This window comes from Blautia sp. DFI.6.71 (assembly GCF_020593585.1).
GTDB lineage: Bacteria > Bacillota > Clostridia > Lachnospirales > Lachnospiraceae > Blautia_A > Blautia_A wexlerae.
This window is the reverse complement of sequence record NZ_JAJDMJ010000008.1, coordinates 1-26966: the sequence shown is the minus strand read 5'-3', so window position 1 is coordinate 26966 and position 26966 is coordinate 1. Positions and strand designations below refer to the sequence as shown.

The window sequence follows — 26966 nt, the reverse complement described above, 5'->3', positions numbered from 1 at the left end:
CTCCTTTCTCAAAACTTAGTGTGCGTTTAGGATGCTTTTCGCCACGGAGCCGGTCTTAAACAGGCTGAAGCACAGAAGCACCGTGTAGGCGGCGCAGCTCCAGATGGAAGCCTGCAAATCCCCGCCCAGGGAAAGAGCATTGACCAGCACGGCATAGATGCCGACACAGATCATGATTAAGAAGCCTTGCAGCCCCAGGGCGGCAAGCCCCCGGACGTAGTTGGTGCCGATGTTGCCCCATTCCCGGTTCATAAAGGTAGCAAAGGGCAGCGGGCCGACACTGGCGTAAATATAAATTTCAATCATCCTGCCATACAAAATGACCGTGATGATAAGCCCCATCGCTTTCATGGCAAAGGATACGACCCAGGTTTCCAGCATCAAGGCAAACAGATCTCCCAGCCCCGTGGCCTGAAGCTCCGTCGTGATGTTGGCGATTGCAGAGGAAATGTCGATGCTGGCGTTGGTATCTATGACACCGGCACTCCTTTGAACCATTGTCTGTGCAACCTGGAAAATTGCCATGATGAAATCAAAGGTATGATTAACGATGATTGCCGCCGCCGCTGACTTGAACGCCCATTTGAAGAACATAAAGGTATCAATGTCGTGCATATTGTTCTTCTCGATAATCATGGAAATCAGTTCATACGTCAGGACGGCGGCTATCACAAGCCCCGCTATGGGAACTACCACATTCTTAGACAGCGTAAGAATAATGGAAAAGACGCTGGAGTTCCAGGACTCCGGCGTCTTTCCCACTTCGGTTGCGATTGTGGCGACCTTGCTGTTGACATCGCTAAACATACTCGACAGATTGCCAGTGATGGCTCCGATTAAGAAGTCTTTCAGCCACTGTTCAATGGCGTCGATTATGCTTTGCATAAGCCGCTACCCGTGCCGATTAGACGGTAATCAGGCTGGACAGCAGCGGAACCACCTTCAGGCCGAGAAGCATAATGCCGCCGCCCGCCATAAGCTGTTTTATGTCTTTTATGAGAAAATATTGGCTCGAAATGAGCCTTGAAAAGATTAAAATAGATTAAATTTTGATAGATTTTTCTTATTTATGGGAGCCGGAACCTCTTTCGATGGTTCCAAGCTCCGGTATTGGTTTTAAATTGAAATGAATTTCCATTGTAACCGTTTCAGGAGTACGGCGGTAATTTTCTTTTCCGTCTTTCTCCTGCGGTTCTGAGATAATGATTTTACTGATCAGCCGGTTCAGAAGATTGGCATCCAGTTCTTTGATATCCGCATACTCACTGATATCGTCAATCCACTGTTGGGACTGTGCATCCAGTTTTTCTTCTGTATTCAGCACACTCTCATTCTGGGAAAGTTCCTTTTTGATATCTGCCTGCTCTTTCTGTGTCTTCTCCAACATCTTATCAAAAACAGATTCTGTAATCTTGTCATTGATGAGGTCGTCATACAGTTTTGCAATCAGCCGGTCTAACGTCTCCAGACGGTCTTTCTGCTTTGATACCAGCTTCTCCAGACTGTCTCTGTGTCCCTGCGTATCTTCCTCACACAACTCTTTTACCCTGTCTTCCAGTTCTGTTCCCTCTCCGGTGACTGCTTTTGCACATTCCTGGATTCTGGTAAGGACTGCATCATACAGATCATCAGCGTCCACCCGGTGCTGGGTGCAGTGTGCTTTTCCCTTATGGATATAAGTGGAACAGGTATAAACTTCATGTTGGTCTTTGGTGTGTGTCTTCTTTAATGTTAATGCACCGCCACACTCTGCACAGCGGAGTAAACCGGCAAACATACTGTATTCTCCCTGTTCTGTCTGGCGTTTCCTGCCTTTCATCTTCGCCTGTACCAGAGCAAATACATCCTGTGGAATGATTGCTTCATGGGTATCCCTGACTGTGATCCAGTCCTCCGGAGCTTTATCTCCCTGATTGCCAATCTTAAAACGGTAGTACCTCTTCTGGGAAGCCATGTCACCACAGTAAACGGGATTCATCAGCAGGGATTTCAGATAGGATTCATCCCATACATATTTCCCATTTTCAGGGTCTTTCTTTTCCCATTTTGTGTAATAGGTACGGAGTCCCCGTTTCCGGTGCCACCATGACGGGCAGGGAATCTGCTGTCGTTCCAGTTCTCTGGATATGAAGTTAATCCCATGACCATCCACCGCCCACTGGAAGATTTTCCGGACAATTGGTGCTGTCTCATCGTCAATCAGGAGATGTCCCTTTTCCTCCGGGTCTTTCTGATATCCCAGTGGTGGAACAACGCCTGTAAACTTGCCCTTGGTTGCCTGCAGGTGATAGGACGCATGGACTTTCTTGGAAATGTCTCTGGAATACATCTCATTCAGTACATTCTTAAACGGAGCAATCTCATTGTCCCCGTCAAAGGTATCCACATTGTCGTATAATGCGATATACCTTACTCCATGCTTCGGAAAAAACTCTTCCATCAGAAATCCTGTCTGTACATGGTTTCGTCCCAGTCGGCTCTGATCTTTGGTGATTACAAGATTCACCAGTCCTTTTTCACAGGCTTTGAGAAGTCTCTGTAAGTCCGGTCGGTCTGTGTTCAGTCCTGTATAACCATCGTCTTGAAACACATCCACCACCTGCCAGCCCTGTGACTGACAGTAATTCACCAGAATGTCCCTTTGGTTGGAGATGCTGGCACTCTCTCCGGTCAGTTCGTCATCTTTGGAAAGTCGGCAATATACGCCAACTCTCCATGTTGCATTTCTGTCTGTATTGTTACTCATATATCTGTTGTTCATCTGATACCTCCGTTACGTTGCACATCCTACGCAGATTTCAGATTACTGAACTCATAATCATTATACTGCTTATCTTTCATTATTGCAAGTTTATCTTTTACTTTCGTGTCACGTATTTTCTGTGCGATCACCTCGGCAAATACTTCTTTTGCGTCCTGATCACCGTCAAAATATACTCTGATATTGATGATTTTCTTCTTCGCTGCCATTGTAAAATCTCCATTTTTTGCAAAAAAAGAGCAGCTAATCCATTTTTCAGATTAACTGCCCAGACTGTTGGTTGCATTTTTTTATTTTCGTATGGATACCTACTATTTTCGTTCGATTGCCTTGCACTGGCAGACGGCAGGCGGCAAATAGGGTATCTATAAAGCCTGCCGTCCACTCCAAAATCCTGCCGTCACCCATTCTCTTTTATTTTTTTAATCGAATGGTATTTTCCTGTTTTTCATTCATCTGATAATCCAGTTCTTCTTTCATCCGGCTTCTGGCTTCACGCATGGTTCTCTGGGAGATTCCCTGTGATTTTGCCTTTTCATCCAGTTCCCGGATTGTGACTGCATTTCCGTCTGCAAGCAGTTCATAGATCAGTTTCGTTCCTCGTTGCAGCTTTGTTTCTGTCGGCTTTCCTTCCTTTCCATCCAGAAGATCATCGGCAGAAATCTCATAAGCTCCCACCCATCGGAAACCTTCTTCATCTCCAAGTTTAAATGCCATCGTCTCACCCGGAGGTGCAAGAGAACTTTTCTCATGAATCAGCACTCTTGTTGTCGGGTCTTTCTTTACTTTTCCGATGAAAAGCAGGCTCCTCACTGCCGCCATGATATCAATAGAGCCAAGTCCCCGGTAAGTACTCTGCGTACCAGAAGATTTATTCAGATGTCCAATCAACACAATCGCACAGCCGGTCTTTTCAGCAATCATTCCCAGTTTTCGAAATACCGGACGCACTTCATTTGCCCGGTTCATATCCACGTCGGCACCGATAAATGCCTGTACCGGATCAATGATTAAAAGTCTGACCTGATTCTGACGGATTGCCTTTTCGATACGGTCATCGGATAATGTCAGTGCTTCTTCTGTATCATCAATGACCATAACCCGGCTCAGATCAGCACCGGCTTCTACCAGTCTCGGCTTGATTGTGTCTCCCATACCGTCTTCTGCAGTCTGGTATATTACATTGAATGGTTCAATCTCTTCCATATTCGGAAAAGTCTTCCGGTTCGTACAGGCTGCGGTCAGCATCATGGCAAAATAAGTTTTTCCCTCTCCCGGATTGCCCTGGATAATTGTCAGTTTTCCAAATGGCAGATAGGGAAACCACAGCCATTCTACACTGGTCTGCTCAATATCTTCATAGCACAGCATCGGCACCAGTTCTTCCGGTGCTTTCATTGTAACTGTTTCAATGATTGCTTTCTTCCTGTCCGCACTTTTATCGCAGAGGATTTCATTCCAGTCCTTTCGGGACGGTTTCAGACGGATGATACTGTATCCGTCCGGGATTTCTTCTGCCAGTTTCTCACAGGCTTCATTCCCTGGCTGGTCATTATCCAGGCACAAAAATACAGAAGTAATCTGAGGGCGTTCAGAAAGAAAAGCCATCAGTGCCACACCGGAGATGCCACCTAAACTCAGGTAGCTCCGCTTGTTCCAGTCTTTGGGAAATAACTGGATAAAAGAAAGCAGATCAATGGCTGCTTCAAACACAAACAACTGATTATCCGTTCCTCTGTGACTGAATCCGCAAGATTTATCAGATCCAGCCACATCTCCCCGGTATTTTATCTCACCTGTCCCCCTGCAATGGGCATATCTTGGAATACCATCTGCATCTCTGCCGACAAACACCACATTATGGTGCTTCTTTTCTTCATAAATATCCCCACTGCTGATCCATTTCTCCACCAGATTTTTTTCAATCCCTCTGTTTTCTGTCAGATATCTGATGATTCTATCATTATTTTCCTCTTTCTCTGGCAACCGGAAGTCAGGGGACGGGGCGGGGCAGGCACTGTTCCTGCCTTCGCCTTCCTCCCCGGTCAGCATCTTGACAGCTTCCGGAAACGTAGCATTGTAAAATTCCATCACAAAATCCACCGGATAGCCACCTCTCCCCTGACTGTGCCTGTACCACCTATTTCCAGACACTGTTACACTGTCATGCTTTTTCCAACGGTATTCCTTTCCACTCTTCATCAGTTGTTCTCCCTGTGCGTTCAGAAAAGATACAAGATCTGTCTGGTTTGCTCTTATAATCTGTTCTTCCGTATACTGCATTTTCCTCATCCTTTCCTGTCTGTCCTGCTGACAGACTGTTATAAACTCATCTCATAGTTCCGTTTTTTCTTCACTGCCTGTTGTTTTGCATCACGCTCTGCACATTCTTTCTTCTTTTCATCCAGTTTTCTCAAGAGGGAAGTCTTCTTTTCTGGTTTCTGCTCCTCCATTTTTTCTTCTGAACGCCCGGAAGTATCTGCTTCTGCCATTTCCCGGTCACGTCTGGCAATATCCGCACAACTCTGTACCTTTTTTACAAATGCAAGTTCCTCCTGATACGGCTGATTATCTGCTTTCAGCTCTTCGATCACCGCCTGGAGTTCTTCTTTCTCCCGTTTCCATCTGGCAGTTGGGACTTTCCCATTTTGATCCAGATGCTGTTTTAGTTCCCGTTCACATTTACGGTAATAATTGATTTCTTTTTTGTGCTGCTGATAATATTTCTCCCGTTTTTTCTGGAAAAAGAAATGATTGTACTCATCAATCAATGGCTGGTTCGTCTTGATTACCTCTGCCATTTTTTCCAGATTCTCCAGTTCCTTTAACTGTTTCCGCTTTTCTGAAATTTCTTTTTTGCTGACGGAAACAACACCGTTCAATTCCTCAATCCGTTCCTGCAAGTCATTCATCGTCTCTATCTGATGTGTCTGAAGATAATTGATGGATTTTGAAAATTCCTGTAGATTTGAGAGATTCTTCCCTCTTCGTTTCATCTCCGCATAGAAATTAGGAAGTGGCGTTCTTCTCTGTGTCTTTTTATCATAATAGTCCTGCAGGCTTTCCAGGAGTGTCGGGTTCTGCCTGCGATCCAGCTCGGCTTTCATTTCTTCATAAGCAGTCTTCATCCACTGAATGGATTCTTTCAGGGAAATGAACATCTGGTTGAACTGCCGGATTGCCCGGTTCAATTCTCCGATCACCGTTTTGATTCCCTTTTTCTCCATTGCCCGGACTTCATATCCCTCGTGGATAGTCGGGATCCGGTCAATCCCCTGTTCTTTGTAGGAACGGTGGTCGATTCTGGCTGCCATGTGGCACTCTCGAAATTTCCCATTTACTTTCTCTGTCCATGCTCTCCGCCACTCCTTTAAAAGCTCCGGATCATTCCAACCGGTAGTGGAAACAGCATTGAACATCTCCTTTCCTTTAGCATCCTTCACCCGGTTTCCATCCTCATCAAGAATATATTCCCGCCTCTGCTTATTGCCCCAGATTCCTTCCTCTGTAAAAGGACGGATTGGGACAAGCACATGGAAATGTGGATTATCCGGTTCTTCTTCATTGTCCGATTTTCCCTCATGGACTGCCAGATCTACGATCATGCCACGTGCCACAAACTGCTCCCGGCAGAACTCTTTCGCCAATTTGATATTTTCTTCCAGTGTCAGTTCATTCTGCAGGGCAATGTCAAACGAATAGGCAAGCTGCGCCTTGTTGTTCCTTTCCACATGCTCCACCTCGTTCCAGAGGGTTTCCCTGTCATTCAGACGCTCCGGCACATACTCCGGTGTCAGGATTTCTGTAAATATCACACCCGACTTGCTTGTATAATCGTGTATCTTGTTGTAATAACTGTCAAAAATCCTCTGCCCGGAAATATAGGCTGCGGAAGCGACCACCATCTGTCCTTTCCCTCTGGATACATGTCTTACTGAAAAATGATACAATGCCATTAGCTGTCATCTCCCTTCTCTGTTTTTTTAACTGCTTCGGCAATCTCTTGTCTGTCTTTTTGTGAAGCAGTTATATAATTCTGCCGCACAACACTCTTGTTGTAACTGCTGTTACGCATCTGGTTCATTACCTCCTGAAATTCTTCCTGTTCCAGATCCCTTGACAATGGAAACGCTTTCTCAAACTCTGCCCCTTTGACAATCAGCCGGTGGGAACGTTCTCTGCGTTCCACCAGTTTTTTTCTCTGCTCCAGAAGATTTTTATTGTGGATTGCCGCCTCCAATTCCTGTCTGCTCTTTTCCACGTTGGCTTTCAGTTCCTCCAGCGACATGGATTCGTATTTCGAATTTTTTGCTCTGCTCACTCTGTCGTCCTCCTTCTTTTCTGTAAATAAAAAGAACCGGTTCATTCATAAATGCCGATTCCTGGGTATAAAAAAAACTGAGGTCATTGTTCCATAATTAGGAAATGCTGACCTCAGTAACTTTTGAAATATTTAGTTGTCACAACGATATAATAGCGGAAGTTTTCAACTCCATCCGGATATGCATTCATCTCAAATCTGATATCCGGATTTCTTTAACTCTTCCCTATACAATTCAGCAATATATGCTGGACCATTGCACCACAGCTTTGTGTTCTCATCATACAGTGCTTTTCCTGTCTTTGAACAAAGAAAATCTGTCAATATCTCTTTTCTGTCCTTGCCCGTTTCTTCTGCAATCTCATCTGTCACCATAGTGATAAGAAGGTCGATTGTATAATTCATTTTTTCCTTTGGAATTGTTACTTCAGCCATATCTTCTCACCTTTCACAAATTTCAGACACTCAATAGCTGCTTCCGTTTTGAAGCAATATTGATCTTTTAGTTTATTGGGCAACAACTGTCTGATGCAGAAATCGTCTGCCTCCTTATCGCCTGCTGTCCCGAAAGCCCCGGCGAGATAAGCAGTAAGGGTAGCGTTTGTTGCATCATCCGCAATCTTTCCTGCAATGATATCATACCTTGCCATTTCACGTTCCACTTCGATAAACATTTTTTTCTTTCGATGAGCGGCAATGCAATGTAACCAGTCTACATCTGCATTTTCAAAAATATGCGTTTCAAGATTTCCTGAAAGGTTGAATTCAAAAGTTGAAATATATCCAAACTTCTGTCCTTCTTCAATTGTTCCGGTTGCGATTGCTTTGGCTATTGAGGTTCTCAGAAAACTTTCTGCCTGCTCCTTGGATGTAGTTAAATAAAATCCCTGCCCAAAATCTTTTCTCTTTGCACATTTGGCAAGATCTGGCTCTTTTACCTCACAATAACTTCCATGATAGAGAACAAATCTATCTTTTAACTCAAGCACTAATCTTTATCCCCTTTCCTTCCAGAAATTCTGTAATGTCTTCAAGCACAGCTTCATCACCCTCACAATGAAAAATCCCATAGCATTTTTCTATATATCCAAGAACATCGGCTTCTTTAAACAAGTGGATAATCTGTTCAACAGGTAAATGCCACTCTTCTGAAGCAAGCCGGATTAATCTTGTCTGCATGAAAGTAATCTCTGTTTTCTCACTCATTATGAATCCTCCTCAATTTCTTGGTCAATAAAATTTTTGCTTAGAACTCTTTTTCACGGGCTCTCCATTCTCATTAATCTCTCCTTCAAGCCATGCCATAATACCAAAGTTACAAAACGGACAAGTTATTGCATCCTTATAGACTTCTTTCTCGCAGCGAGGACATGTAACATATTCTTCATTTTTTATATCTTGCATATGATTATTTTCCTTTATCAGTTCCGATTTTCTTGATTCTGCAAATTTGAAGTTGTAATTACATTCCATACATGTTCGCATTCTTTACAATTATTTTATCACCTTTTTCTAATTGTTCCTTGGAAATTCCTCGTAGCCCAAGGCCAACATGTTCTGTTTTATATCCGCAACCATTTGATTTTCGTTCTTTTGTATGTGCATCAACAGTAGTAATTGTAGTTTTTAAGACATCGCCATTTGCTACATAAATACTCACATCTTCCCCTACTCTGCACATTCCAGTTAATATATATCCTGTGGCTACAGTTCCTACTCCAATAATTGTAAACACATCATCAATGATAAGTTCAAAATTCTCTTTTAAGCATGATTTAACATCTAATTTATTCATATATTCTTTTTCTCGTTCTTTTTTGCTTTTTCCAAATATTCCCATAGTGTTTCTCCTTTACATATTTCAATTTTTCGCTCTCTGTGACTTCCAGATAAACGGGAAGCTAATTGATACTATCATAAAATCTTTGCAACACGATCGCCAACTCTTCCGGAGCTTCTATGTTTGCTTCATGACCTGTTTTCATAAGTTCATAGAAGTCGGAATTGTTCAAATAATGACAAAGTTCTTTTGAAGTTTTTTTGTTTGCTTTGTCCTTCTCTCCACAAACAATTAATACCGGACAAGACACCTTATAAAGTGAGTCACTGAAATCTAATTCAGCCATCGTACCACATAGGCTAATAACATCTGCTTTTTTAAAGCCCATTTTATTGAATGCCGAATTTGGCATAAGATGAAACAACATGTTCTGAACTTTCAATAATTTTTTTGGCATTTTATATTGTGCTGCAATTAATACGAGTGCCTTTACTTTATCTGGATGGTCTATCGCATAATTAAGTGTCAAAACAGCTCCTAGAGAAAGCCCACATAAGACAATTTCTTCGTTCTCCTTGTCGCATTCTGATGAGAATGATAAATATAATTCCTTATATGTAATAGATTTCCCTTCTAACATCTCTGATAAACTCAAACTGCAACTGCTTTTCGATACTTTCGTTTCTTTTATTACTCTATTCCAACTGTCTGGTTTTTGCCCTAGTCCATGCAAATATAAATACTTCATATATAGTCACCCTTCAAATTTATATTTCACGCTTTCTATCACTTTATATGTCTGTATCTGAAATATTCAGTCACAAACTCTTTATTGGGGATAGGCACCTGTGCCGCAAGGGGAAACTCCCCTTGTCCGAAATCTCTGATTTCGCTGTATTTCCCGGATTGAGATTTCTCAAAACCGGGAATGGCACCGCAGGTCGCACGATACAGGCAGATGGAATTGCCTGTATAGAAGTGCGCTCTTAGCTTTGCTAAGAGAATTATATTTCTGTTTCACCGCATATTTTTTTTAGTGCCACAAGAGAGAAAGTGTCTTTTATCAAATGTTTTATTTCTCTTGCATTTGACTGAGTAACTGCACCTTTCTTTATTTTGTCAAATAGTTCTCTGTCTTCAATATCATAATCTTCCTTCAGTCTTTCTATTTCCCTCTCTGCAATTTTCTCTTTTGCTATACCTGACAAATCATTAAATTTAATAATTGAGTCAAAACGGTTATATATCGGCAATCCCAAATGTTCTTTTATCTCATCAATTGTTTTATAATTTGAAGTACACATAATAATTGCCTTATTTACTACCACTTTATAATTATGATCTTCATAAATTCCTTCATCAAATAATTGATAAAATGCACTATGAAATACAGATAAAGCTTTATCAAACTCATCAAACAGCAATACATTTGTTTCTCTAGCCAAAAGATCTTGTGCAAAGCTTTTCTCGTTATATCTTCCGCCAAAAATGTAATTAGCTGACTCATTATTCTGATACATGGAAAACTGTTTTCTTAATAATTTTCCACCCATCAATTCTGCCATATACTGTGCGGATTCCGTCTTTCCAAGCCCCGAATCTCCATATAACAATATTACAACAGGCTTACTCTGCTTACCATCTACCAAAGGATATATTGCCTGAAGCAGTTTCTTTTTTGCTCTTTCCTGACCAATTACTCTTTCACTATATTGGCTGTTAAATGTTTGTATCATTTCCTTTGAAACTTCCAAATATGGCTGTTGCTTTTCATGAATAATACTTTTATCAAATGTTCGATATATCTGCTCTCGAATATTTTTCGGTGGATTTTGAATATACATATTTGTTATGGACATTTGGAAAATAAAATTTATAAAGTTTATAATTACATGTTCCTGAACACTACAGTACTCATCCGCATGAATAACAAAATCTTGAACTCTCGGTTTCTTCTTTTTCTTAGGCTTAGGTTCTGGCTGCCCTGGAATGTTAACAAACACATCCATTTTTTTATTACCATCATCAAGTTTCGCTGCCATTTCACTAAGATTTCTTGCACTTTTCGGAACAATCTTTTCAAAAGCAGAATCAGATCCTACAAAAATTTCAATCTTCTTCACGTACCACACCTGCCAATACTATATCATAAACATCTAATTCTTTCTCTTCTTCATCAGCAGTTTTTTCTCCCTCAACAATTTCTTCTGCTGTAGTCTTGTCTTCAGCTGGTTGAAAATCAAACTCTTTATCAATTGATAAATGATTTTCGCCACAAGTTCCAACCTTTATTCCGAAATATGTCAGTTTCATTTTGCTTAAATCGACAAGGTTATAATTATTTTTAAATGCTTGAAGGTTAAATCTCAATACGCTTTTCCGCTCTTTCTCTGTCTTTAACAGCATATCATAATAACCCCGTTCACCTAATATTGCCTCATTTAATTTTTCCATATCTATTGGCATTTCTTCTTTAGGCACAATGGTCAAATATGAACTGAGCATTTTATATAATGTCACAGAATTTTCCGGAGCATAAACACCACCATTCTCGAATTTTTTTACGTGTTTATCCTTCGATGCTGCCTGTATATAATCTGTAAGCAACGTATTTTTTATTGTTTTGTCAAAAGCGCTGGTCAGTTCAGCGGAAGCACTGGCATCAACTTTTCCCTGAAATGTTGCTTTAATATAATTCAAAATATTAAAGCCACTTTTTGCCTGAGCTTCAATTTCAGCAACTATTTTAGCTATTTTTTCTTTATTTTCCTGTGTTGACCAATCAAGTCGTCCTCCATTTGTAACATCAACATAATCCTGTGCAGCAGCTTCATCAAAATAAACTATTTTTAGAAACTCTATTTTCTCAGTGTTTTTATTTTTCAACTTTTCTGCTCCTTACTATTTCTGTTCCTCACACAATTTCTGATATCTTTTCATAAGTTCTGCAACACAGGCAGCTTCGCTTTTATAGGCTTCACTACCTTTTGTAAATCCGTATGCCTGCATGACAGCCATATCATTTTGCTGATGTGCCTTTCTCAATTCTGGCGGCATAGTCAATTCATCATACAACGTTGCAAGACTGCTATTCGGATACAGTGCTCTTGCGTCAAGTATTCTTTGAGCAGTCTTCTCTATTTTTTCTCTTTGCTGCTCTGTTGGCTCTGGCCAAGGGAAATTATTGTATACAACATCTTTTGAATAACTATAATCACTCTTTAACCGCATACATGTTACTCGCATCCAAGCCATGTGAATATTTGAAATTATAATTCCAAAATCATACAGTGAAGCATCCGGGATTACCTGAACCCTATCCGTTACAATTGTTCCAGCTTTAATGAATCCCATAGGGACATAACGTCTTGCTTGTGATGATACTCTCGGCACAATAATAAAATCTTTATCAACCGGCTGAGTTCTCTGTGCAAAAAGTGTTGGCGTAGCTGCAAACTTTCTTATTCCTGCAGCAACGCTGTTTTCTCTTGCCTCTTTACATTTCTTTATTCTCTCCATAATCATTGGACATTTTTTCAATTCTTCCGGATCTGCACCAACAAGCCATAAGCACCATCTTTTATTTCCTTTGATATATTCTGAAGCTCCCAAAAGAGGATGGATATATTTCTTTGCGTTCGGATCTTTTTTAATAAATTCATTTAAGTCCTCATCTTCAATAATCAAATTTCCTCCATCTGCTGGTTTATTGCCATATATCATCTTAGGAATGTCGCACAAAGGTTTATTCCGGCTACGTACTAATATATCATCTCCATCCATCAAATAGCGATTGATATTTTCAGCCACTGTAGTCCTTCCATTATCGTACAAATATTTAGTCGAACGTGAGAATTTCGCAAATCCAATGATTACGCAATGTACATGAGCTTTTACACTTGCTTCACTATCCCATTCAAATGTTCTGTATGCAAAGTTAATAATATCATCCTGCATAAAGTCCCAAAATCTGGATACCGTTTCACCTTGTACAATTGAATTTGTTGATACAAAAGCGACTTCTATTTTTGTTCCCCGAATATAATCTGACGCTTTTTTATACCAAGCACAAACAAAATCAAGATTCTTCACACCTGGAAAAATATTTTGCATGTCTTGTTTTTGCTCAGCTGTCATAAAAGTAAATCCATGAAACGGTGGATTTCCCATAATATACGACACCTGATATTTTGGTACAACTCTCTCCCAGTCAATCTGTAAAGAATTACCCTCTACTATAAACGCATTGGTCGTCAACGGCAGGAAATCCAGATTCATGTGAACGATGTCTTCCGTCTCTTTCATCATCTGTGATTCTGCAATCCACAATGCGGTCTTGGCAACTGTGACAGCAAAATCGTTGATCTCGATTCCATAAAACTGATCAATGGAAACATGAATCGGAGAAGATTCATCAAATCCAAAAGTAATCTGTCCTCTCTGCAATTCTTTTATGACTTCATTCTCCAATCGCCGGATACTGATATATGTCTCTGTAAGGAAATTTCCACTTCCCGATGCCGGATCAAGCCACCGAAGATTTGATAACTTTGTCTGGAAGTCTCTCAGCTTCTTATCTTTTGTTCTCTGAACCGTTATCTGCTGAATTTCTTTCAGTTCATTTTTCAGATCATCCAGAAACAGCGGATCAATGACTTTATGAATATTTTCAATACTGGTGTAGTGCATACCACCGGAACGTCTTGTCTCAGGATTCAGTGTACTCTCAAATACCGCACCAAATATAGTCGGGCTAATTTCTGACCAGTCAAAATCTGCTGACGCTTTTTCCAGTAAAAGATTTCTGATTTCATCCGTAAACTGTGGAATTTCAATATCTTCATTTGCAAACAGCCCACCGTTCACATATGGGAACTGTGCCAGAGATTCTTCCATATATGGATCTCTGTCTTCTGGTTTTGTATCAAGCACCTGGAACAGCTCAATCACAGCTTTTCTCATGTGCCTTGTATCAAACTCTTCCAGATAATCATGGAACATACCATGCTGTCCGAAGATACCCGCATCCTCTGCATACAGGCAGAATACCATTCTGACGCAAAGGATATTCAGGCTTTTCATTGCACGCTCTGTTGTTGGGTCAACATATTGTTTTGCCAGTGCATCATACAACAATCCTACAATCTCACCAGCGGCAATGGAAACTTCCATTTCTCTCTGGAGATTTGTGTTTCCTTCGTCCACAAGGAACTGTAATCGGTAGTATTCTTTTTCCAGATCCTCCAACTGGATAATCTCCGGATCACCGCCCGGCTTTTCCATATCGTAAATATAGAATGACTGGAAATTACTGGTTACAATCCATCTTGGTCTTTTTGAATACGGCAGTTCAGAGGAATATCTTTTTGCCTGTTCAAATGGTGTCAGCATGGAGCCATCGGACTGCCGAATAGCAGCCGTCAGGCTTTTGTTGATACTTTTCTGTTCAATCATGACATGGGTTTTCTCAATATACCCGTCAATAAAACTGGTGTGGTCAAGGTGTACCTGATCTTCAAAAGAAATAAACTTTGAGATTTCAGTTACTCCAAATACTGTTGTCAGAAGCTCCACCCAGAAGATCTGGCTGTCGCCTTTTTCATATCCACGGTCTTTCCAGTTTTTCGCAAATGCTTTCGCCGCTGCTCTTTGCTGTGTGTCTGTCATTGCAGCAACCTCCTGTTATTCATCATCTGTAAATTCCATCATTTCATCCACGGTACAGTCCAGTTTCTTGCAGATTTTCTCAATTGTCTCCATTGATACATACTGGTTTTTTCCCATCCTGGCAAGAATATTTCCGCTTATCCCGGTGAGATACTGCATCTCTATCCGCTTCATATTTTTATCTATGAGCATTTTCCATAATCTGTTATAACTTACGCCCATAAGCTACCTCCATCTTTTCGTTTAAACATATTTTGATTATATCACGATTTCGTTAGGTTGAATACCTGTAATTTTGATATCTTCTGTAAAATGGAAAAGAGGATACCCCGACAAAGGGCAACCTCTCCAACCATTTACTTCAGTTTAGTTAAATGGAACCTCACCTTCCGGCACTTCCATGAATCCATCCTTATCTGTTTTCGGTGTTTCCGATGAATCAGCTCCGACACCATTATCCTTATTCTGGGCAAATTCATGTTCTTCCACAATCACATCTGTGGTATAAATTGTTTTCCCATCCTTGTCCTTATAATTGCCGGTGCTGATACGACCGCCGATCACAATCCGCATTCCCTTGTGAAGATATTTCTGTGCAAACTCTGCACTTTTTCCAAATGTGACACAGGAAATAAAATCTGCTTCCTGTTCCCCGTCACGTTTATATCTTCTGTTTACTGCCAGTGTGTATCTTGCTACTGCCATATCATTGTCTTTCCCGGCATATTTGATCTCCGGATTCTTCGTCAGTCTTCCCATTAAAATCACTTTATTCATAATCGTTACTGTCCTTTCCGCAGCTACGCTGCCATTGCATATTCATCATCATCTGTTTCATTGTCCGGCATAACCATTGCACATGCTTCCGGTGGATTGGTATCGTCCGGTGAAAACATTTTCCGGATCATTTCGTACATGATTGGATACCGATATGCGATTTCTTCTCTTGCAAGGAATCTGCATACTCTGTAAAGATTCTTTTTCATTTCTTCATCGGTTGCAAGCATGGCAGCCAGATGGATTCTCTCCCTTGTATAGATCAGATTCGGGCATCCAAACCAGTTGATCAGTTGCATTTCTTTCATTTTCAGTTCTGTCATAAACTGCTCCTTTCCGGGCATTTTGCCCTGTAAACATTGTCATCAGTTTCATTCGTCCGGCGGTCTGGCGTGCGCTTCCCTGTCACCTGCAGCCGTCTCAGACTGCCTCTGCCTGCATTAGCAGGTCACTGACCATAAGGCTCCGGTCAGCCGCCCATCATCGGGAGTGTCATTATGATTCCGCTCGCTCTCAGAAAAAGAAAGGTCTTGGCAGAACTCCTGATAGGCTTCCAGGGTGCACTTATCGGTTGTCAAGGTTCAGCGAAGGAACATTCCAAAACGTCCTCTGATTACTAAAGTCAAATGACCTGACAAGATGCAAAAGATTCGTGATATTTTTTTGCATTTTTATCATTTTTTCTTTTACTTTTGTTAGTCCCTTCACTTACTCTGTACTGGGGCAGGCAAAAGCGGACATACTTAGGTAAAAAATTTTTAAAATAATTGTTCCTCTACCTATAAAGCCTGAGAAACGGTATTTACCAACCCCCTTTTGCAAGTTTTTTTTCGCATAAATGAAATATTCCCTCACTAATAGCAAGTTTCAGAGGGCATTTGGACGGTACTTTTGCAGAAAAAATTATTTTTCCACTAATCACACGTGGGAACTTGAAGAATGTCAGATGATTTTGAAAAAAAATCAAAAAAGAAGCACCGACCATTATGATCAGTGCTCGTAAGATGATTATTCAAATGTTACTGTCCTTTTCACACACCAGCCTTTCATAATCCAGGAATCCACGGATGTACATTTCTTTTGCCCCAATCCCTTCCATGGCATTTTTCGCTGAGATAATTCTGTCCAATGCCTGCCACATCTCCTGTCCGGCATCTCTGAGGACTGGTTCCAGTATTTCTATGTAATGATGAATTTCTGCTTCCAGAGAGAACATCTCCGGATCAGATTCAAGAAATTTTTCCAGCTCCCGCTGATATTCTTCATAATAGCTTTCAATCAATTCTCTTCTCATATCTGGAATCCCCCTTATACATAAATCAGTTCCTGTTTGATGATTTCAGAAGCCCGGTTGCGGATATTGTTGCAGTGATGCACCCATTCCATAGGATTCTGTCTCTTCAATTCCTCGGTAATTCCCTCCGCACTTCGCATCTGAGCTTCAATCAACTCAAAGCGTTCCTGTGCCTGTTCATTCAGATCTGCCAGATAGCTGTCCAGTCTGGCGATTAGAAGAAGATATGTATAAGTTCCAGATTTATGTTCTTTCAGATATTCCTTCCGAAGCATTCCCCAGAAGCCAATTGGTCTGGTTTCCTCCGGGTAGTAAAGATTCGGTAAATAATAATCTCCAACTTTTGTGTATTCGATTTTCATGATGTTTCCTTTCGCTTTGCATGAAATTGTCATGTTATCTGCGTAGGATGTGCATTTTCCCTTTAAAATCTTTTCACATAGAAGACATTAAGTGCTTGACACCCTGGCTTTTGGAAGCAGGGTTGTCGGCCCCGTAACCTTCCATGAGGTTGACCACACCCCATACGCCAACGCCGCCGCCCAGGGCAACAACCAGAGTAGACATCGTAGAAACAGCAGTCGTAAAGAAACTCATAATAAAATCCTCCTTGAATTTAAAAAACGTGTTGATAAGTTGTCGGTTTGATTTTTGGATTGGAGAAGCGCCGTTTCAGGCTCTGCCCGGACAGGCGGACGGATATGCTTTTTCATCCGCACCGCCGTTTTGGAAAATTCCGGGCAGATCGGGGTTTTCTCCGGGGAGCGGTTATAAAAATCTGCCATTGAACCATAGGAGAAAGCGCCGTTTAACGCCCTGGCTATCGTTTCCAATACATGAACCGCTTCGTCGTAAAATCCCATTTTGACCTCCCATGTGTTGAAATTGCCGGTGTCCGGCTGGTTTTGGGCAAAAAAGAAAAGGCTCCACCGATTTCAAAGCCCACAAAGGGGCATCGGTGGAGCCTTTAGGCAGCCGCTTGGGGCTGTTCTATCTCTCCGAGGTCATAGACCTCAAATTCTTCTTCCGGCTTGACTTTGAGCCGGTGTTGCAGGTATGCCTTTACATCAAAGGCAAACTTGGGGTTGGCGTCTGCCGTGTACTTGTACTGGGGATGCTTCGTCAGATCGTACTTCTTGGAGTAGAACGGGCGGACACCCTGCACCTGGACGATGCAGCGGCTGGAGGGCATGACGGCCAGCTCATCCACGCTCATCAGTTCCTTGCCCAGCTTCTGATAGTTCAGACCGTAGGTACGCTGGGCACCACGGGAATCGCTTTCATTCATGGTGTCAATGGTTTCTTTGCCCAAAAGCCCGGACACCATTTTCAAGCTGCTTTCCTCTTTCCCGCCCAGAAACAGCATGGTTGAGCAGCACCCGGCAACGGTTTCCGCATTGTCCTTATACATTCCTTTGAGCTGGCTGAACGTCTGGAGGACGATGTGGGCAGATATATTCCTCGACCGGATCACGGAAACCAAATGCTCCCAGTTCGGGATTTTTTGGTTGGCGAACTCATCAAACAGGCAGGTTACATGGATCGGGAGCCTGCCATGATAGACTTTCAACGCCCGGTCGCACAGTACGTTAAACATCTGGGAGTACATCATGGCTGAAATGAAGTTGAACGTCGGGTCGGTATCGGAAACTACCGCAAAAAGGGCGGTTTTCTCGTCACCCAGCTTTTCAAGCTCTAATTCATCATAGGACATCATCTCCCGGACGGCAGCAATATCAAATGGGGCTAATCTGGCCCCGCAGGAAATAAGTATGCTTTTTAAAGTTTTGCCCGCCGCCATCTTAAATTTTTTATACTGCCTTGCCGCAAAGTGGTCGGGATTGCGCTGTTCCAACTGTTCAAACAGCAGGTCAACCGCTGATTTAAAGTTCTCGTCGTCCTCCCGGCACTCGCAGGCGTTGAGCATATCCAGCAGGGTATTCATGTTGCGCTCCTCGGCTGGGGCTTCATAGTAGATATAAGCGATCAGTGCCTGATACAGCAGGGCTTCCGCTTTCTCCCAGAATCCGTCCCCGCCTTTGGCTTCTCCCTGGGTATTGGTCATAATAACCGTGACAAGGGTGAGAATGTCCGTTTCGCTATGGAGATAGACAAAGGGGTTGTAGTGCATGGAACAGGAAAAATCAATAGTATTTAGAACCTTGATTTTGTATCCGCCACGCACCAGCGCCCGCCCGACTTCCTCAATGACCGTGCCTTTTGGATCAGAGCAGACATACGATGCGTTCATCTGGAGAAGATTGGGCTTGATGTGGTAGCGGGTCTTTCCCGAACCACTCCCACCAATGACCAGCACATTCAGATTGACGTTTCTCTTTTCGGGGTCTGCAATTTTTCCCAGCGTCAGACGTTCCGTTTCGGACAGCAGGATATTCTGCGAAAAATCCGGGTCGATGAACGGCTCAATATCTTTTGCATTTCCCCATCGGGCAGTCCCATACTCCGCACCACGCCGGTATTTCCGGGCATTCTTGGATTTCTGGTATACGATAAACCACAGCAGAGCGCCGCAGGCAGCCCCCACCAGCAGGTCAAACGGATGCAGGCTGGGCAGGGGATTGGTAAAGGCTTCCCCGATTTTGAGGAACGCCCCAAAAATCCGATCCAGCACATCGCCGCCGGATGCCATGCGGTACGCCTGCCCCAGCTTGGTAGCCATCAGGCCGACCAGGATATACGGCAAAGCCGCTTTTAGCAGCTTGGAAGTATTGATTTTTGGCAATTTCTTCATCTGTCCACCTCCTGGCTCTTGTTCCGGGAGAGGGATTTTGCCATATCCTTGACCACTTCCTGGAGTTTGGAAAGCTGCTTGCGGATGGACGGCTTCTCCTTGGACTGGCTTTTCACGACTTTACCGGAATATTCCCGGAATGCCGCCGTCAGTGCGTCGGCATCTTTACTCTTGAAAAAGACCAGATACCGGGGCGGCTGTGTAGAAACATCCTTTTTGAGAGCAAAGTCAATGCCGTATTTCCGGGCAACTTTCTCAAAAGACTTGATGTTGCCGTCCGTGATTTCGATGTTGCTGACCCCAACTCCCTGCCGGACAAGGTGTTTCACACTCTGTTTGCCCTTGTAGACCTTGGGATTTTTCTGCTTTTTCTCCATTTCCGCAAGGGCTTTCAGGAGTGCGGCTTTCAGCACATTGGCAGTCAGCTTGGTGGCTTTGATACTAATCGCCACCGATTTGTTTTCAACTTCTTCCTGCAAACCTCATCACTCCTTTCTCTGGCAGGAATGCTGAAAAAGGAAATGGTCTAAGGCGGAACCACCAGCCGGTGCAGCAGAAACAGCGTCAACCGGTACAGGTAATCAGGCATCAGCCCTCCACCTCGTTTTCTCCCTGAGCATGGATTTTCAGAATGCCATCCAGGGTAGTGGCGGTAATGCCCAGCCGCTGTGCCACGGCAATATCGTTTTTAACGGACTCGTCAACTTCGTCCCCGCAGACGATCAGCACATGGCTCCGGCGCAGAAGTTCACGCCCAATGTCAATGCCGTCCTTGTGTTCGGCAGGAATGGAATCACGCAGGAAATGGGGAAGATAGAGAACCGGGCAGATCGGGGTAAACCCGGCTTCATAGACTTTGCGGCAGTACACCGCCGCCTGGTCAATGACGGTAAACTCGCCGCCTTTCCAGACGGCTGTAATGTAGGCAAATGGCTTTTTCATGGGGAAGCTCCTTTCTCCGGCTGTGCCGGGTAGCAAACGAGCAACCCCGTGTCAAGAATGAAAATGAACGCACACCGTGCGTTCTTGACACAGTGCTGCTCATTTGCATTTTTGCAGTTAAGGGGGCTGGCCAGGAACTGGCGCAGCCGCCCATAGGCGATTATGAAAAAAGCAGTTACCCACCGCCGTAAAGGTCATGGTTGACCAAAGCTGTGTAGTAACTGCTGATAGTGGTAGGGGCATTATACAAGGCGGTAAGCAGATACGCCCGGATGTTTCGGACTTTGGTGGTGTTAGATTTCAAACTGCTCACCACATAGCTGATATGCTCCGAATTGAGTTTTAGCAGCCGGCTCTTTACAACCTCTAAGGGGAAGTCCTGGCCGCCTATGCGGATCATGGGCTTTGTGCTGCAAACCGTGTCCACCATGATGTCAACAATCTCGTCCAGAATGTCAGCATCATAGCCGAGCTGCCTGCGAGTGATGTCGTACTCAATATTCTCCATGATAATCTGACGATAGACACGCATCGTATCCATCGCATCTGCCGCAGGCGATTTATCTTCCGGCAGCCCCCTGACCGGATAGATAGATGGTTCAGTATCACTCAATTCAGTATCTTTTATCTCAGTATTATTAGAGGCCGTTTTTTGGAAGTCTTGACTTCCAGATTGCGGAACTTTAGACTTCCGTTTTTCGGAAGTCAAGACTTCCGCATTCCGAACAAAGTTCTTAACGTAGATTTTTGTCGGCTTTCCCTGGCCTTGCTTTTTGCGCTCGATCAAGCCCGCCTTATCCAGTTCCCCAAAAAGGGAAACGGCTTTGGTATGCCCGCAGCACAGATATTCCAAAGCATCCTCCAGGGTAAAGAAAATGAATACCCGGTTGTATTCGTCCAGCCAGCCATTCCGAACTGACAGCCCCATACGGTCAAGCATAAGCCCGTACAGGATTTTGGCGTCGGAAGATATGCGCCGGTAGCTGGGGTCAGTGAACAGCACTTTGGGTATCCGGTAAAAAGTGAACTGTTCCGCTTCATCTCCGTAGAAGTAGTCCAGCATGGCAAGGTCTGGCATGAATGACACCTCCCTCCTAAGAAATTCTAAATGCTTAAAACAAAAGGTGCTGCCCGAAAGCAACACCTTTTAAATCTGAAACTGGCATCTCTATTCTGTTTTTCTATGGAATCATCTGGAAATGCTTGAGCGCATCCATAATCGCCGCTTCTTTCTCCGGCGGGCACTTCGGCACTTTGGCATCTTCTTTTTTTGACTGGTTATAGTTCTTTCTCTCGATAATGCCACATTTCCGTTTTATTTGGGCGATATAAAGCTGACTGACTTTAAAGCCGAATTTTTCAAGTACATAAGCCTTGATTTCATCGTAAGTGGCTTTACTCTCCGCTGCCGTCAAATCCAACTCATCCATCGTGATTTCCACCTCAATATGATGCTTGACATTTAGTTTGGACAATAAACATACCGTCTCGACGTGAACAGTCTGGCAAAATTGATCAACGCAGCAGGCTTTTTCCAGCTTATATCCTGCCGCCAGAAATGCCGGAAGATCTCTTGCCAGGCTGGTCGCTTTGCAGGAAATATATACAATATGGTCTACCCCATAAGAAAGAATCTTCGGCAATGCTTTGGGATGGATTCCATCCCTTGGCGGATCCAGAATGATCACATCCGGTTTCTCCGTCAGATCATCCAGGACTTTAAGGACATCCCCTGCAATAAATTTACAATTACTCAGGTTATTCAGTGCTGCATTCTGCTTTGCAGCTTCTACTGCCTCTTCCACAATTTCCACACCTATCACTTCGTCCGCTACGGAGGCTGCAAGCTGGGCGATCGTTCCGGTTCCGCTGTAAAGGTCGAACACTACTTTATCCTTCGTATCTCCGATATACTCACGTACAATAGAATAAAGCACTTCCGCAGCCAGGGAATTAGGCTGGAAAAATGAAAATGTACTGATCTTAAATCGCAGTCCCAGAAGCGTTTCATAAAAGAAATCCTGACCGTAAAGGATACGTGTCTCATCACTCTGCACCACATCAGAAAGAGAATCATTGATAATATGCATGATTCCCACAATTTTACCCTCCAGCGGAAGTGCAAGAAGTTCTTCTTTCAGAGATTCCAGATCATGTTCTTCCTGACTGGTGGTAATCACATGGACCAGAATCTCTCCTGTAGTCACACCGCGGCGGAGAAGCAGATGGCGCAGATATCCTGTATGCTGCATCTTTTTATAATAGGAAACGTTTCGTTTCAGGAAATATTCATGCACACAAGTCAGGATTTTCGTCATATCTTCATGAACCAGTTGACAGTCATCTGCTGTAAGAACATCATAGGTACTGCCTTTTTTGTGCAGACCCAGCGTCAACGGACCATCCTTATATGCATCACCAAAGGAGAATTCCATTTTATTTCGATATCTGAATTCAATGGGACTTCCATGAATTCCCTCCCACTGGTAATCAGTGCCGTTCAATGCACCATCCAACAGTTCACGAACCTGACATTCTTTCATTTTGAGCTGGTTTTCATAGGACATGGTCTGATACATGCATCCTCCACATTCCGGAAAAATGCTACAGACCGGTTCTCTTGTTTCAAGCGGAGACTTCTCCAACACTTCCAGAAGTCTTCCCTCTGCACGTCCGGAACGCTTCTTATTGATCATAAAACGGACTTTCTGTCCGGGCATTCCGTTCTTTACGGTAACTTTTTGTCCGTCTGTTATCACAATTCCCTTATTGGGAAAATCTACTTTCTCAATCACGCCTTCATAAATTTCGCCTTTTTTCATATAACCTCCATAAAAATAGCCCCGGTATAAGCCGGAGCTATTCTTTCATTTTCATATTACAGGTAATTATTCTTCTTCATCTTCGAAATAATCGTCGAAGTCATCGTCAAAATCCTCTTCAAAATCTTCCAGATAATCCGGAGCAAAGAAATGATATACAGCAAATGCGATACCTGCTACTGCTGCAACTGCGCCAATGATTGCCAGTACCCAGAGGACTGTATTTTTTTCTTTCTCTTCTTCTTTTCTGTTTAATGCTGATAATAATTCTTCAATTTTGATATTCATAATCGCACCATCCTCTCAATAATTCATCAGCTGACACTTAACACTTCTGCCGTCTGCTGTTTAATGAAATTATTATAACACTTTTTCTGTAATTTTACCATAAGATATCTGCATTTATTCTATACTTTTGTTAGTTTCTTTATTATAATGATATCAGGGGGTTACTGTTCACACAATCCCGAGACATACAAGCCAAAATTCCATTGCCGCAGGCAATCTGGAATGAATTTTGCCCCTGACTTAAAAATATGCCGACAGCAACGATCTGATAAGAGAGGATAAATACTTATGGTAGAAACACTTTTTTTTGATCTTGATAATACATTACTTGATTTTAACCGGGCAGAAAGAGCAGCTATCGCAAAAACTCTGAAAAGTTTTCACATTGTTCCCGAGCCTTCAGTTCTGAAGCGTTACAGTGAGCTCAACCTCGCCCAGTGGAAGCTTCTTGAACAGGGCAAGATCACCAGAGACCAGGTAAAGCTTCGGAGATTCCGGCTTCTTTTTGCAGAGCTGAATGTGGATATACCTGCAAAAGAAGCTGCACATACCTATGAAACTCTTCTGGCCCAGGGACACTATTTCATAGATGGTGCAGAAGAATTGCTCGAAACTCTTTACGGTCAATACCGGATGTATCTGGTTACAAACGGTACCTTAAGTGTCCAGAAGGGACGGCTTAAAAGTTCCGGAATTTCCCGTTACTTTGAGGGTATTTTTATCTCCGAAGAACTGGGATACAATAAACCGGGCAGGGAATACTTTGACTGCTGTTTCTCCAGAATCCCTGATTTCCATAAGGAAACAGCAGTAATCATCGGGGACAGCCTGACCTCTGATATCCAGGGCGGCATCAATGCCGGAATCCGCACAATCTGGTTTAATCCCAGCCATGAGAAGACTTCAGAAATCATCCCTGATCATGAATTTGACAGTCTTATGAAACTTCCTGAACTCCTGTCTCATATATAAAGCGGATAAAATCGTTCGTCTTACTGCTTATTGCTTTTCGCAGCCTCCGCAGGTGACTTAAGTCACCTGCCCCATTACTATATTTTTTTCAGCTTTGCAAATCCTGCGAACATTTTCTTTATTCCCACTTTGTCAAAATCAACAGTGACTTCATAATCTCTTCCGCCGTCTACAATGTCTTTAACAATTCCTACACCAAATTTAATGTGGCGGACAGTGTCTCCCACTTCGTAATCCAGTGCAGCAGCCTTCGTCACCTTAAATTCTCTGGGCTTGAATGTTTTCGTCTCAAAAGCCATTTTCATTTTTGCAAGGTTTCTGTCTGCCTGAATCATCTCTTCAATCTTTTTCTTCTTTTCCTGAGCTTCCTGTCCCAGATCCACAAGCTCCCGCGGAATTTCACGTACAAATCTGGATACTTTATTATACTGTACTTCTCCCCGGAGCATCCGCTGTCTGGCACTTGTCAGCGTCAGATCCTCCATAGCTCTTGTGATACCCACATAACAGAGCCTTCTCTCTTCTTCCAGATCAGATCTGTCATCTGATATAATGGACATATAAGACGGAAACATCCCATCTTCCATTCCTGCGAGAAATACTCTCGGAAACTCCAGACCTTTGGCACTATGTAGTGTCATAAGAAGCACATAATCCTGATCCGGATCCACGCTGTCAATGTCTGCGATCAGTGCAATCTCCTCGAGAAAACCTGAAAGTGTGGCAGTCTGTCCCTGTTCTTCCATTGCTTCCTGATAGGATTCTGTCTTGGAAATAAGTTCATCAATATTCTCGATTCTTGCCTTCGATTCATCTGTATCTTCAGCCTGCAGCTCTGCCACATATCCGGTAAGTTCAATCACTTCTTCCAGAAGTTCACGTACTGTATAAGACTCTGCCTTACTCTTTAAACTCTGAATAAAGGTTACAAATCCATCAATCTTTGAAAGGCTTCTTCCAATAGACGGGACCTCCTCTGCCACACGCAAGGCATCATAGAAACTCACACTCATTTTATCCGCATAATCCTGTATTCTGCCAAGAGTTGTGGCTCCGATTCCACGCTTCGGTACATTGATGATACGGCGGACTGCCAGATCATCTCTGGAATTGTCAATTGTCTTCAGATAACATAACAGGTCTTTGATTTCTTTACGCGCATAGAAATTCACACCGCCTACAATCTTGTAAGGGATATTCGCAAGAAGACACTTCTCTTCAAAGAGTCGTGACTGTGCATTGGTCCTGTACAGAACTGCACAGTCTTTATACTTCGCACCATTCTCTCTGTGAGCTCTGGAAATCTCGCCTACCACATACTCTGCTTCCTCATATCCGTTCATGAACTGGCGGAAATGGATTCGTTCCCCCTCCGAATTCTCAGTCCAGAGTGTTTTTGATTTACGTGAGGTATTATTTGCGATCACCGCATTGGCTGCATTCAGAATATTCTTTGTGGAACGGTAATTCTGTTCCAGACGGATAACTTTTGCATCTGGAAAAACATGCTCAAATCCAAGAATATTTCCAATATTTGCACCACGGAATTTATAGATAGACTGGTCATCATCACCGACTACACAGAGGTTTTCATATTTAGAGGCCAACAGGCTGATAAATTTAAACTGTGCAGTATTGGTATCCTGATACTCATCCACCATGATATATCTGAAACGTTCTTGATAGTTTTCCAGAACATCTCCGCAGTTCTGAAAAAGCTCTACGGTCTTTACGATCAGATCATCAAAATCCAGCGCATTATTTCTGCGCAAAGCAGCCTGATATTCCCGATATACCTCAGCAACCTTCTTTTTAACAAAGTCCCCACCTGCATTCAGTTCCATCTCATCCGGTGTGATCAGTTCATCTTTTGCATGGGAAATCTGCGCCAAAAGAGAACGTTCCTTTGTTTTCTTGGTATCAATATTCAGTTTTCTGCACACTTCTTTCATCAGAGTTTTCTGATCTTCTGTGTCATAAATAGCAAATCTGGTATCATATCCAAGACGGTCAATATAACGACGCAGAATACGCACACAGGTAGAATGGAATGTGGAAACCCATACGCTCTCGGAACCAAATCCCACTATTTTATCTACACGTTCTCTCATCTCACTGGCTGCTTTATTTGTAAATGTGATAGCCAGAATGTTCCAGGGATTGATTCCCTTTTTATCTATCAGGTAAGCAATGCGGTGGGTAAGTACTCTTGTCTTTCCCGAACCCGCTCCCGCAAGGATCAGCAGTGGACCTTCTGTATGGTAAACCGCTTCCTGCTGCTGAGGATTTAATGTACTATAAATATCGCTCATATTTTCTCCTGTCTTCTTCCTGTACGGTACATTATTTTACAAACAACCATGCTGATCAACAAGTTGATTTCTGCAACAATCTTTCAGATTCAAAATATGTACCGGTTACCGTTTACATCTCTCGAAATATTTTTTGTGCCTGAACAGGCATATATCTTTATGATTATACACAAAAATCTGTTCGCCTACAACTGATTCCTGTAAAGTAAACCTCACATGACTAAAGTCACGTGCTTCCAGACGCTTTAGGCGTCAGACTGAATATCGGCGGATACGCC

Annotated in this window: 31 protein-coding genes; 1 reads left to right on the top strand and 30 read right to left on the bottom strand. The window is 42.9% G+C overall.

Annotated features, from left to right (window positions below; genetic code table 11):
- Positions 1 to 15: 15 nt before the first annotated feature.
- The 29 genes from LJE12_RS05550 to LJE12_RS05410 form a co-directional block, all read right to left on the bottom strand.
- Positions 16 to 885, bottom strand: a complete 870-nt coding sequence (locus LJE12_RS05550) for a VirB6/TrbL-like conjugal transfer protein, CD1112 family (protein ID WP_112090109.1) — start codon at positions 883 to 885, stop codon at positions 16 to 18.
- 19 nt (positions 886 to 904) lie between these two features.
- Entirely contained in the window at positions 905 to 988 is an 84-nt protein-coding gene (locus LJE12_RS20510) for a Maff2 family mobile element protein (RefSeq protein ID WP_334303177.1), read from the bottom strand.
- A gap of 75 nt (positions 989 to 1063) precedes the next feature.
- Entirely contained in the window at positions 1064 to 2761 is a 1698-nt protein-coding gene (locus LJE12_RS05540; protein ID WP_062807159.1) for a recombinase family protein, read from the bottom strand.
- A gap of 26 nt (positions 2762 to 2787) precedes the next feature.
- Positions 2788 to 2970, bottom strand: a complete 183-nt coding sequence (locus LJE12_RS05535) for a hypothetical protein (RefSeq protein WP_227222523.1) — start codon at positions 2968 to 2970, stop codon at positions 2788 to 2790.
- Between the two features lie 205 nt (positions 2971 to 3175).
- Positions 3176 to 5044: an AAA family ATPase gene (locus LJE12_RS05530; protein WP_227222524.1), complete on the bottom strand. Its 1869-nt coding sequence runs from the start codon at positions 5042 to 5044 to the stop codon at positions 3176 to 3178.
- A gap of 38 nt (positions 5045 to 5082) precedes the next feature.
- Positions 5083 to 6717 carry a MobQ family relaxase gene (gene mobQ, locus LJE12_RS05525; protein WP_227222525.1) on the bottom strand — a complete coding sequence of 545 codons (1635 nt, stop codon included), beginning with the start codon at positions 6715 to 6717 and terminating at the stop codon, positions 5083 to 5085.
- Positions 6717 to 7082 carry a DUF3847 domain-containing protein gene (locus LJE12_RS05520; RefSeq protein ID WP_227222526.1) on the bottom strand — a complete coding sequence of 122 codons (366 nt, stop codon included), beginning with the start codon at positions 7080 to 7082 and terminating at the stop codon, positions 6717 to 6719. Before LJE12_RS05520 ends, mobQ begins: the two co-directional genes overlap by 1 nt.
- A 192-nt stretch (positions 7083 to 7274) precedes the next feature.
- Positions 7275 to 7517, bottom strand: a complete 243-nt coding sequence (locus LJE12_RS05515) for a hypothetical protein (protein WP_055158449.1) — start codon at positions 7515 to 7517, stop codon at positions 7275 to 7277.
- On the bottom strand, positions 7505 to 8071 hold the full coding sequence (locus LJE12_RS05510; RefSeq protein ID WP_062807154.1) for a DUF3990 domain-containing protein: 567 nt from the start codon (positions 8069 to 8071) through the stop codon (positions 7505 to 7507). The genes LJE12_RS05515 and LJE12_RS05510 overlap by 13 nt, the downstream gene beginning before the upstream one ends.
- Positions 8064 to 8288, bottom strand: coding sequence for a DUF3791 domain-containing protein (locus LJE12_RS05505; RefSeq protein ID WP_005341260.1), 225 nt, complete (start codon positions 8286 to 8288; stop codon positions 8064 to 8066). The genes LJE12_RS05510 and LJE12_RS05505 overlap by 8 nt, the downstream gene beginning before the upstream one ends.
- Before the next feature lie 24 nt (positions 8289 to 8312).
- Positions 8313 to 8486: a hypothetical protein gene (locus tag LJE12_RS05500; RefSeq protein WP_227222527.1), complete on the bottom strand. Its 174-nt coding sequence runs from the start codon at positions 8484 to 8486 to the stop codon at positions 8313 to 8315.
- 58 nt (positions 8487 to 8544) lie between these two features.
- Positions 8545 to 8922, bottom strand: coding sequence for an EF-Tu/IF-2/RF-3 family GTPase (locus LJE12_RS05495; protein WP_227222528.1), 378 nt, complete (start codon positions 8920 to 8922; stop codon positions 8545 to 8547).
- 61 nt (positions 8923 to 8983) lie between these two features.
- Positions 8984 to 9610 (bottom strand): alpha/beta fold hydrolase, encoded by a 627-nt coding sequence (locus tag LJE12_RS05490; protein ID WP_062807152.1) that lies wholly within the window; start codon positions 9608 to 9610, stop codon positions 8984 to 8986.
- Positions 9611 to 9866: 256 nt separating this feature from the next.
- Positions 9867 to 10985, bottom strand: a complete 1119-nt coding sequence (locus LJE12_RS05485) for an AAA family ATPase (RefSeq protein WP_227222529.1) — start codon at positions 10983 to 10985, stop codon at positions 9867 to 9869.
- Positions 10972 to 11748: a DUF6414 family protein gene (locus LJE12_RS05480; protein ID WP_227222530.1), complete on the bottom strand. Its 777-nt coding sequence runs from the start codon at positions 11746 to 11748 to the stop codon at positions 10972 to 10974. Before LJE12_RS05480 ends, LJE12_RS05485 begins: the two co-directional genes overlap by 14 nt.
- 15 nt (positions 11749 to 11763) lie before the next feature.
- Positions 11764 to 14529, bottom strand: coding sequence for a DNA methyltransferase (locus tag LJE12_RS05475; protein ID WP_227222531.1), 2766 nt, complete (start codon positions 14527 to 14529; stop codon positions 11764 to 11766).
- Between the two features lie 15 nt (positions 14530 to 14544).
- Positions 14545 to 14751 (bottom strand): helix-turn-helix domain-containing protein, encoded by a 207-nt coding sequence (locus LJE12_RS05470; RefSeq protein ID WP_005341250.1) that lies wholly within the window; start codon positions 14749 to 14751, stop codon positions 14545 to 14547.
- A gap of 144 nt (positions 14752 to 14895) precedes the next feature.
- Positions 14896 to 15306 (bottom strand): single-stranded DNA-binding protein, encoded by a 411-nt coding sequence (locus LJE12_RS05465; RefSeq protein ID WP_129795767.1) that lies wholly within the window; start codon positions 15304 to 15306, stop codon positions 14896 to 14898.
- 23 nt (positions 15307 to 15329) lie between these two features.
- Positions 15330 to 15629, bottom strand: a complete 300-nt coding sequence (locus tag LJE12_RS05460; RefSeq protein WP_227222532.1) for a hypothetical protein — start codon at positions 15627 to 15629, stop codon at positions 15330 to 15332.
- Positions 15630 to 16318: 689 nt separating this feature from the next.
- Complete coding sequence (locus LJE12_RS05455; protein ID WP_227222533.1) at positions 16319 to 16600, bottom strand: hypothetical protein; 282 nt, start codon at positions 16598 to 16600, stop codon at positions 16319 to 16321.
- Positions 16601 to 16614: 14 nt separating this feature from the next.
- Entirely contained in the window at positions 16615 to 16962 is a 348-nt protein-coding gene (locus LJE12_RS05450) for a TnpV protein (RefSeq protein ID WP_227222534.1), read from the bottom strand.
- 73 nt (positions 16963 to 17035) lie between these two features.
- Complete coding sequence (locus tag LJE12_RS05445) at positions 17036 to 17197, bottom strand: Maff2 family mobile element protein (protein ID WP_227226754.1); 162 nt, start codon at positions 17195 to 17197, stop codon at positions 17036 to 17038.
- Complete coding sequence (locus LJE12_RS05440) at positions 17194 to 17463, bottom strand: hypothetical protein (RefSeq protein ID WP_227226755.1); 270 nt, start codon at positions 17461 to 17463, stop codon at positions 17194 to 17196. The genes LJE12_RS05445 and LJE12_RS05440 overlap by 4 nt, the downstream gene beginning before the upstream one ends.
- A gap of 104 nt (positions 17464 to 17567) precedes the next feature.
- Positions 17568 to 19352, bottom strand: coding sequence for a VirD4-like conjugal transfer protein, CD1115 family (locus LJE12_RS05435; protein WP_227226756.1), 1785 nt, complete (start codon positions 19350 to 19352; stop codon positions 17568 to 17570).
- A complete protein-coding gene (locus tag LJE12_RS05430; RefSeq protein WP_112090103.1) occupies positions 19349 to 19831 on the bottom strand; it encodes a PcfB family protein in 483 nt (160 codons plus the stop codon). Before LJE12_RS05430 ends, LJE12_RS05435 begins: the two co-directional genes overlap by 4 nt.
- Before the next feature lie 109 nt (positions 19832 to 19940).
- The gene (locus LJE12_RS05425; protein ID WP_154265425.1) at positions 19941 to 20294 is read right to left on the bottom strand and encodes a DUF7768 domain-containing protein; all 354 of its coding nucleotides are present in this window, start codon (positions 20292 to 20294) and stop codon (positions 19941 to 19943) included.
- 175 nt (positions 20295 to 20469) lie between these two features.
- Positions 20470 to 21372, bottom strand: coding sequence for a DUF6017 domain-containing protein (locus LJE12_RS05420; protein ID WP_227292109.1), 903 nt, complete (start codon positions 21370 to 21372; stop codon positions 20470 to 20472).
- Between the two features lie 103 nt (positions 21373 to 21475).
- Positions 21476 to 23116, bottom strand: a complete 1641-nt coding sequence (gene rlmD, locus LJE12_RS05415; RefSeq protein WP_227292108.1) for a 23S rRNA (uracil(1939)-C(5))-methyltransferase RlmD — start codon at positions 23114 to 23116, stop codon at positions 21476 to 21478.
- Positions 23117 to 23182: 66 nt separating this feature from the next.
- Positions 23183 to 23404, bottom strand: coding sequence for a hypothetical protein (locus LJE12_RS05410; RefSeq protein ID WP_008706577.1), 222 nt, complete (start codon positions 23402 to 23404; stop codon positions 23183 to 23185).
- A gap of 288 nt (positions 23405 to 23692) precedes the next feature.
- Between LJE12_RS05410 and LJE12_RS05405 the strand changes: the two genes are divergently transcribed.
- Positions 23693 to 24376: a YjjG family noncanonical pyrimidine nucleotidase gene (locus LJE12_RS05405; RefSeq protein WP_161276575.1), complete on the top strand. Its 684-nt coding sequence runs from the start codon at positions 23693 to 23695 to the stop codon at positions 24374 to 24376.
- A gap of 77 nt (positions 24377 to 24453) precedes the next feature.
- Here LJE12_RS05405 and pcrA read toward each other — a convergent pair whose 3' ends face one another.
- A complete protein-coding gene (pcrA, locus tag LJE12_RS05400) occupies positions 24454 to 26688 on the bottom strand; it encodes a DNA helicase PcrA (protein WP_055058613.1) in 2235 nt (744 codons plus the stop codon).
- Between the last annotated feature and the right edge of the window lie 278 nt (positions 26689 to 26966).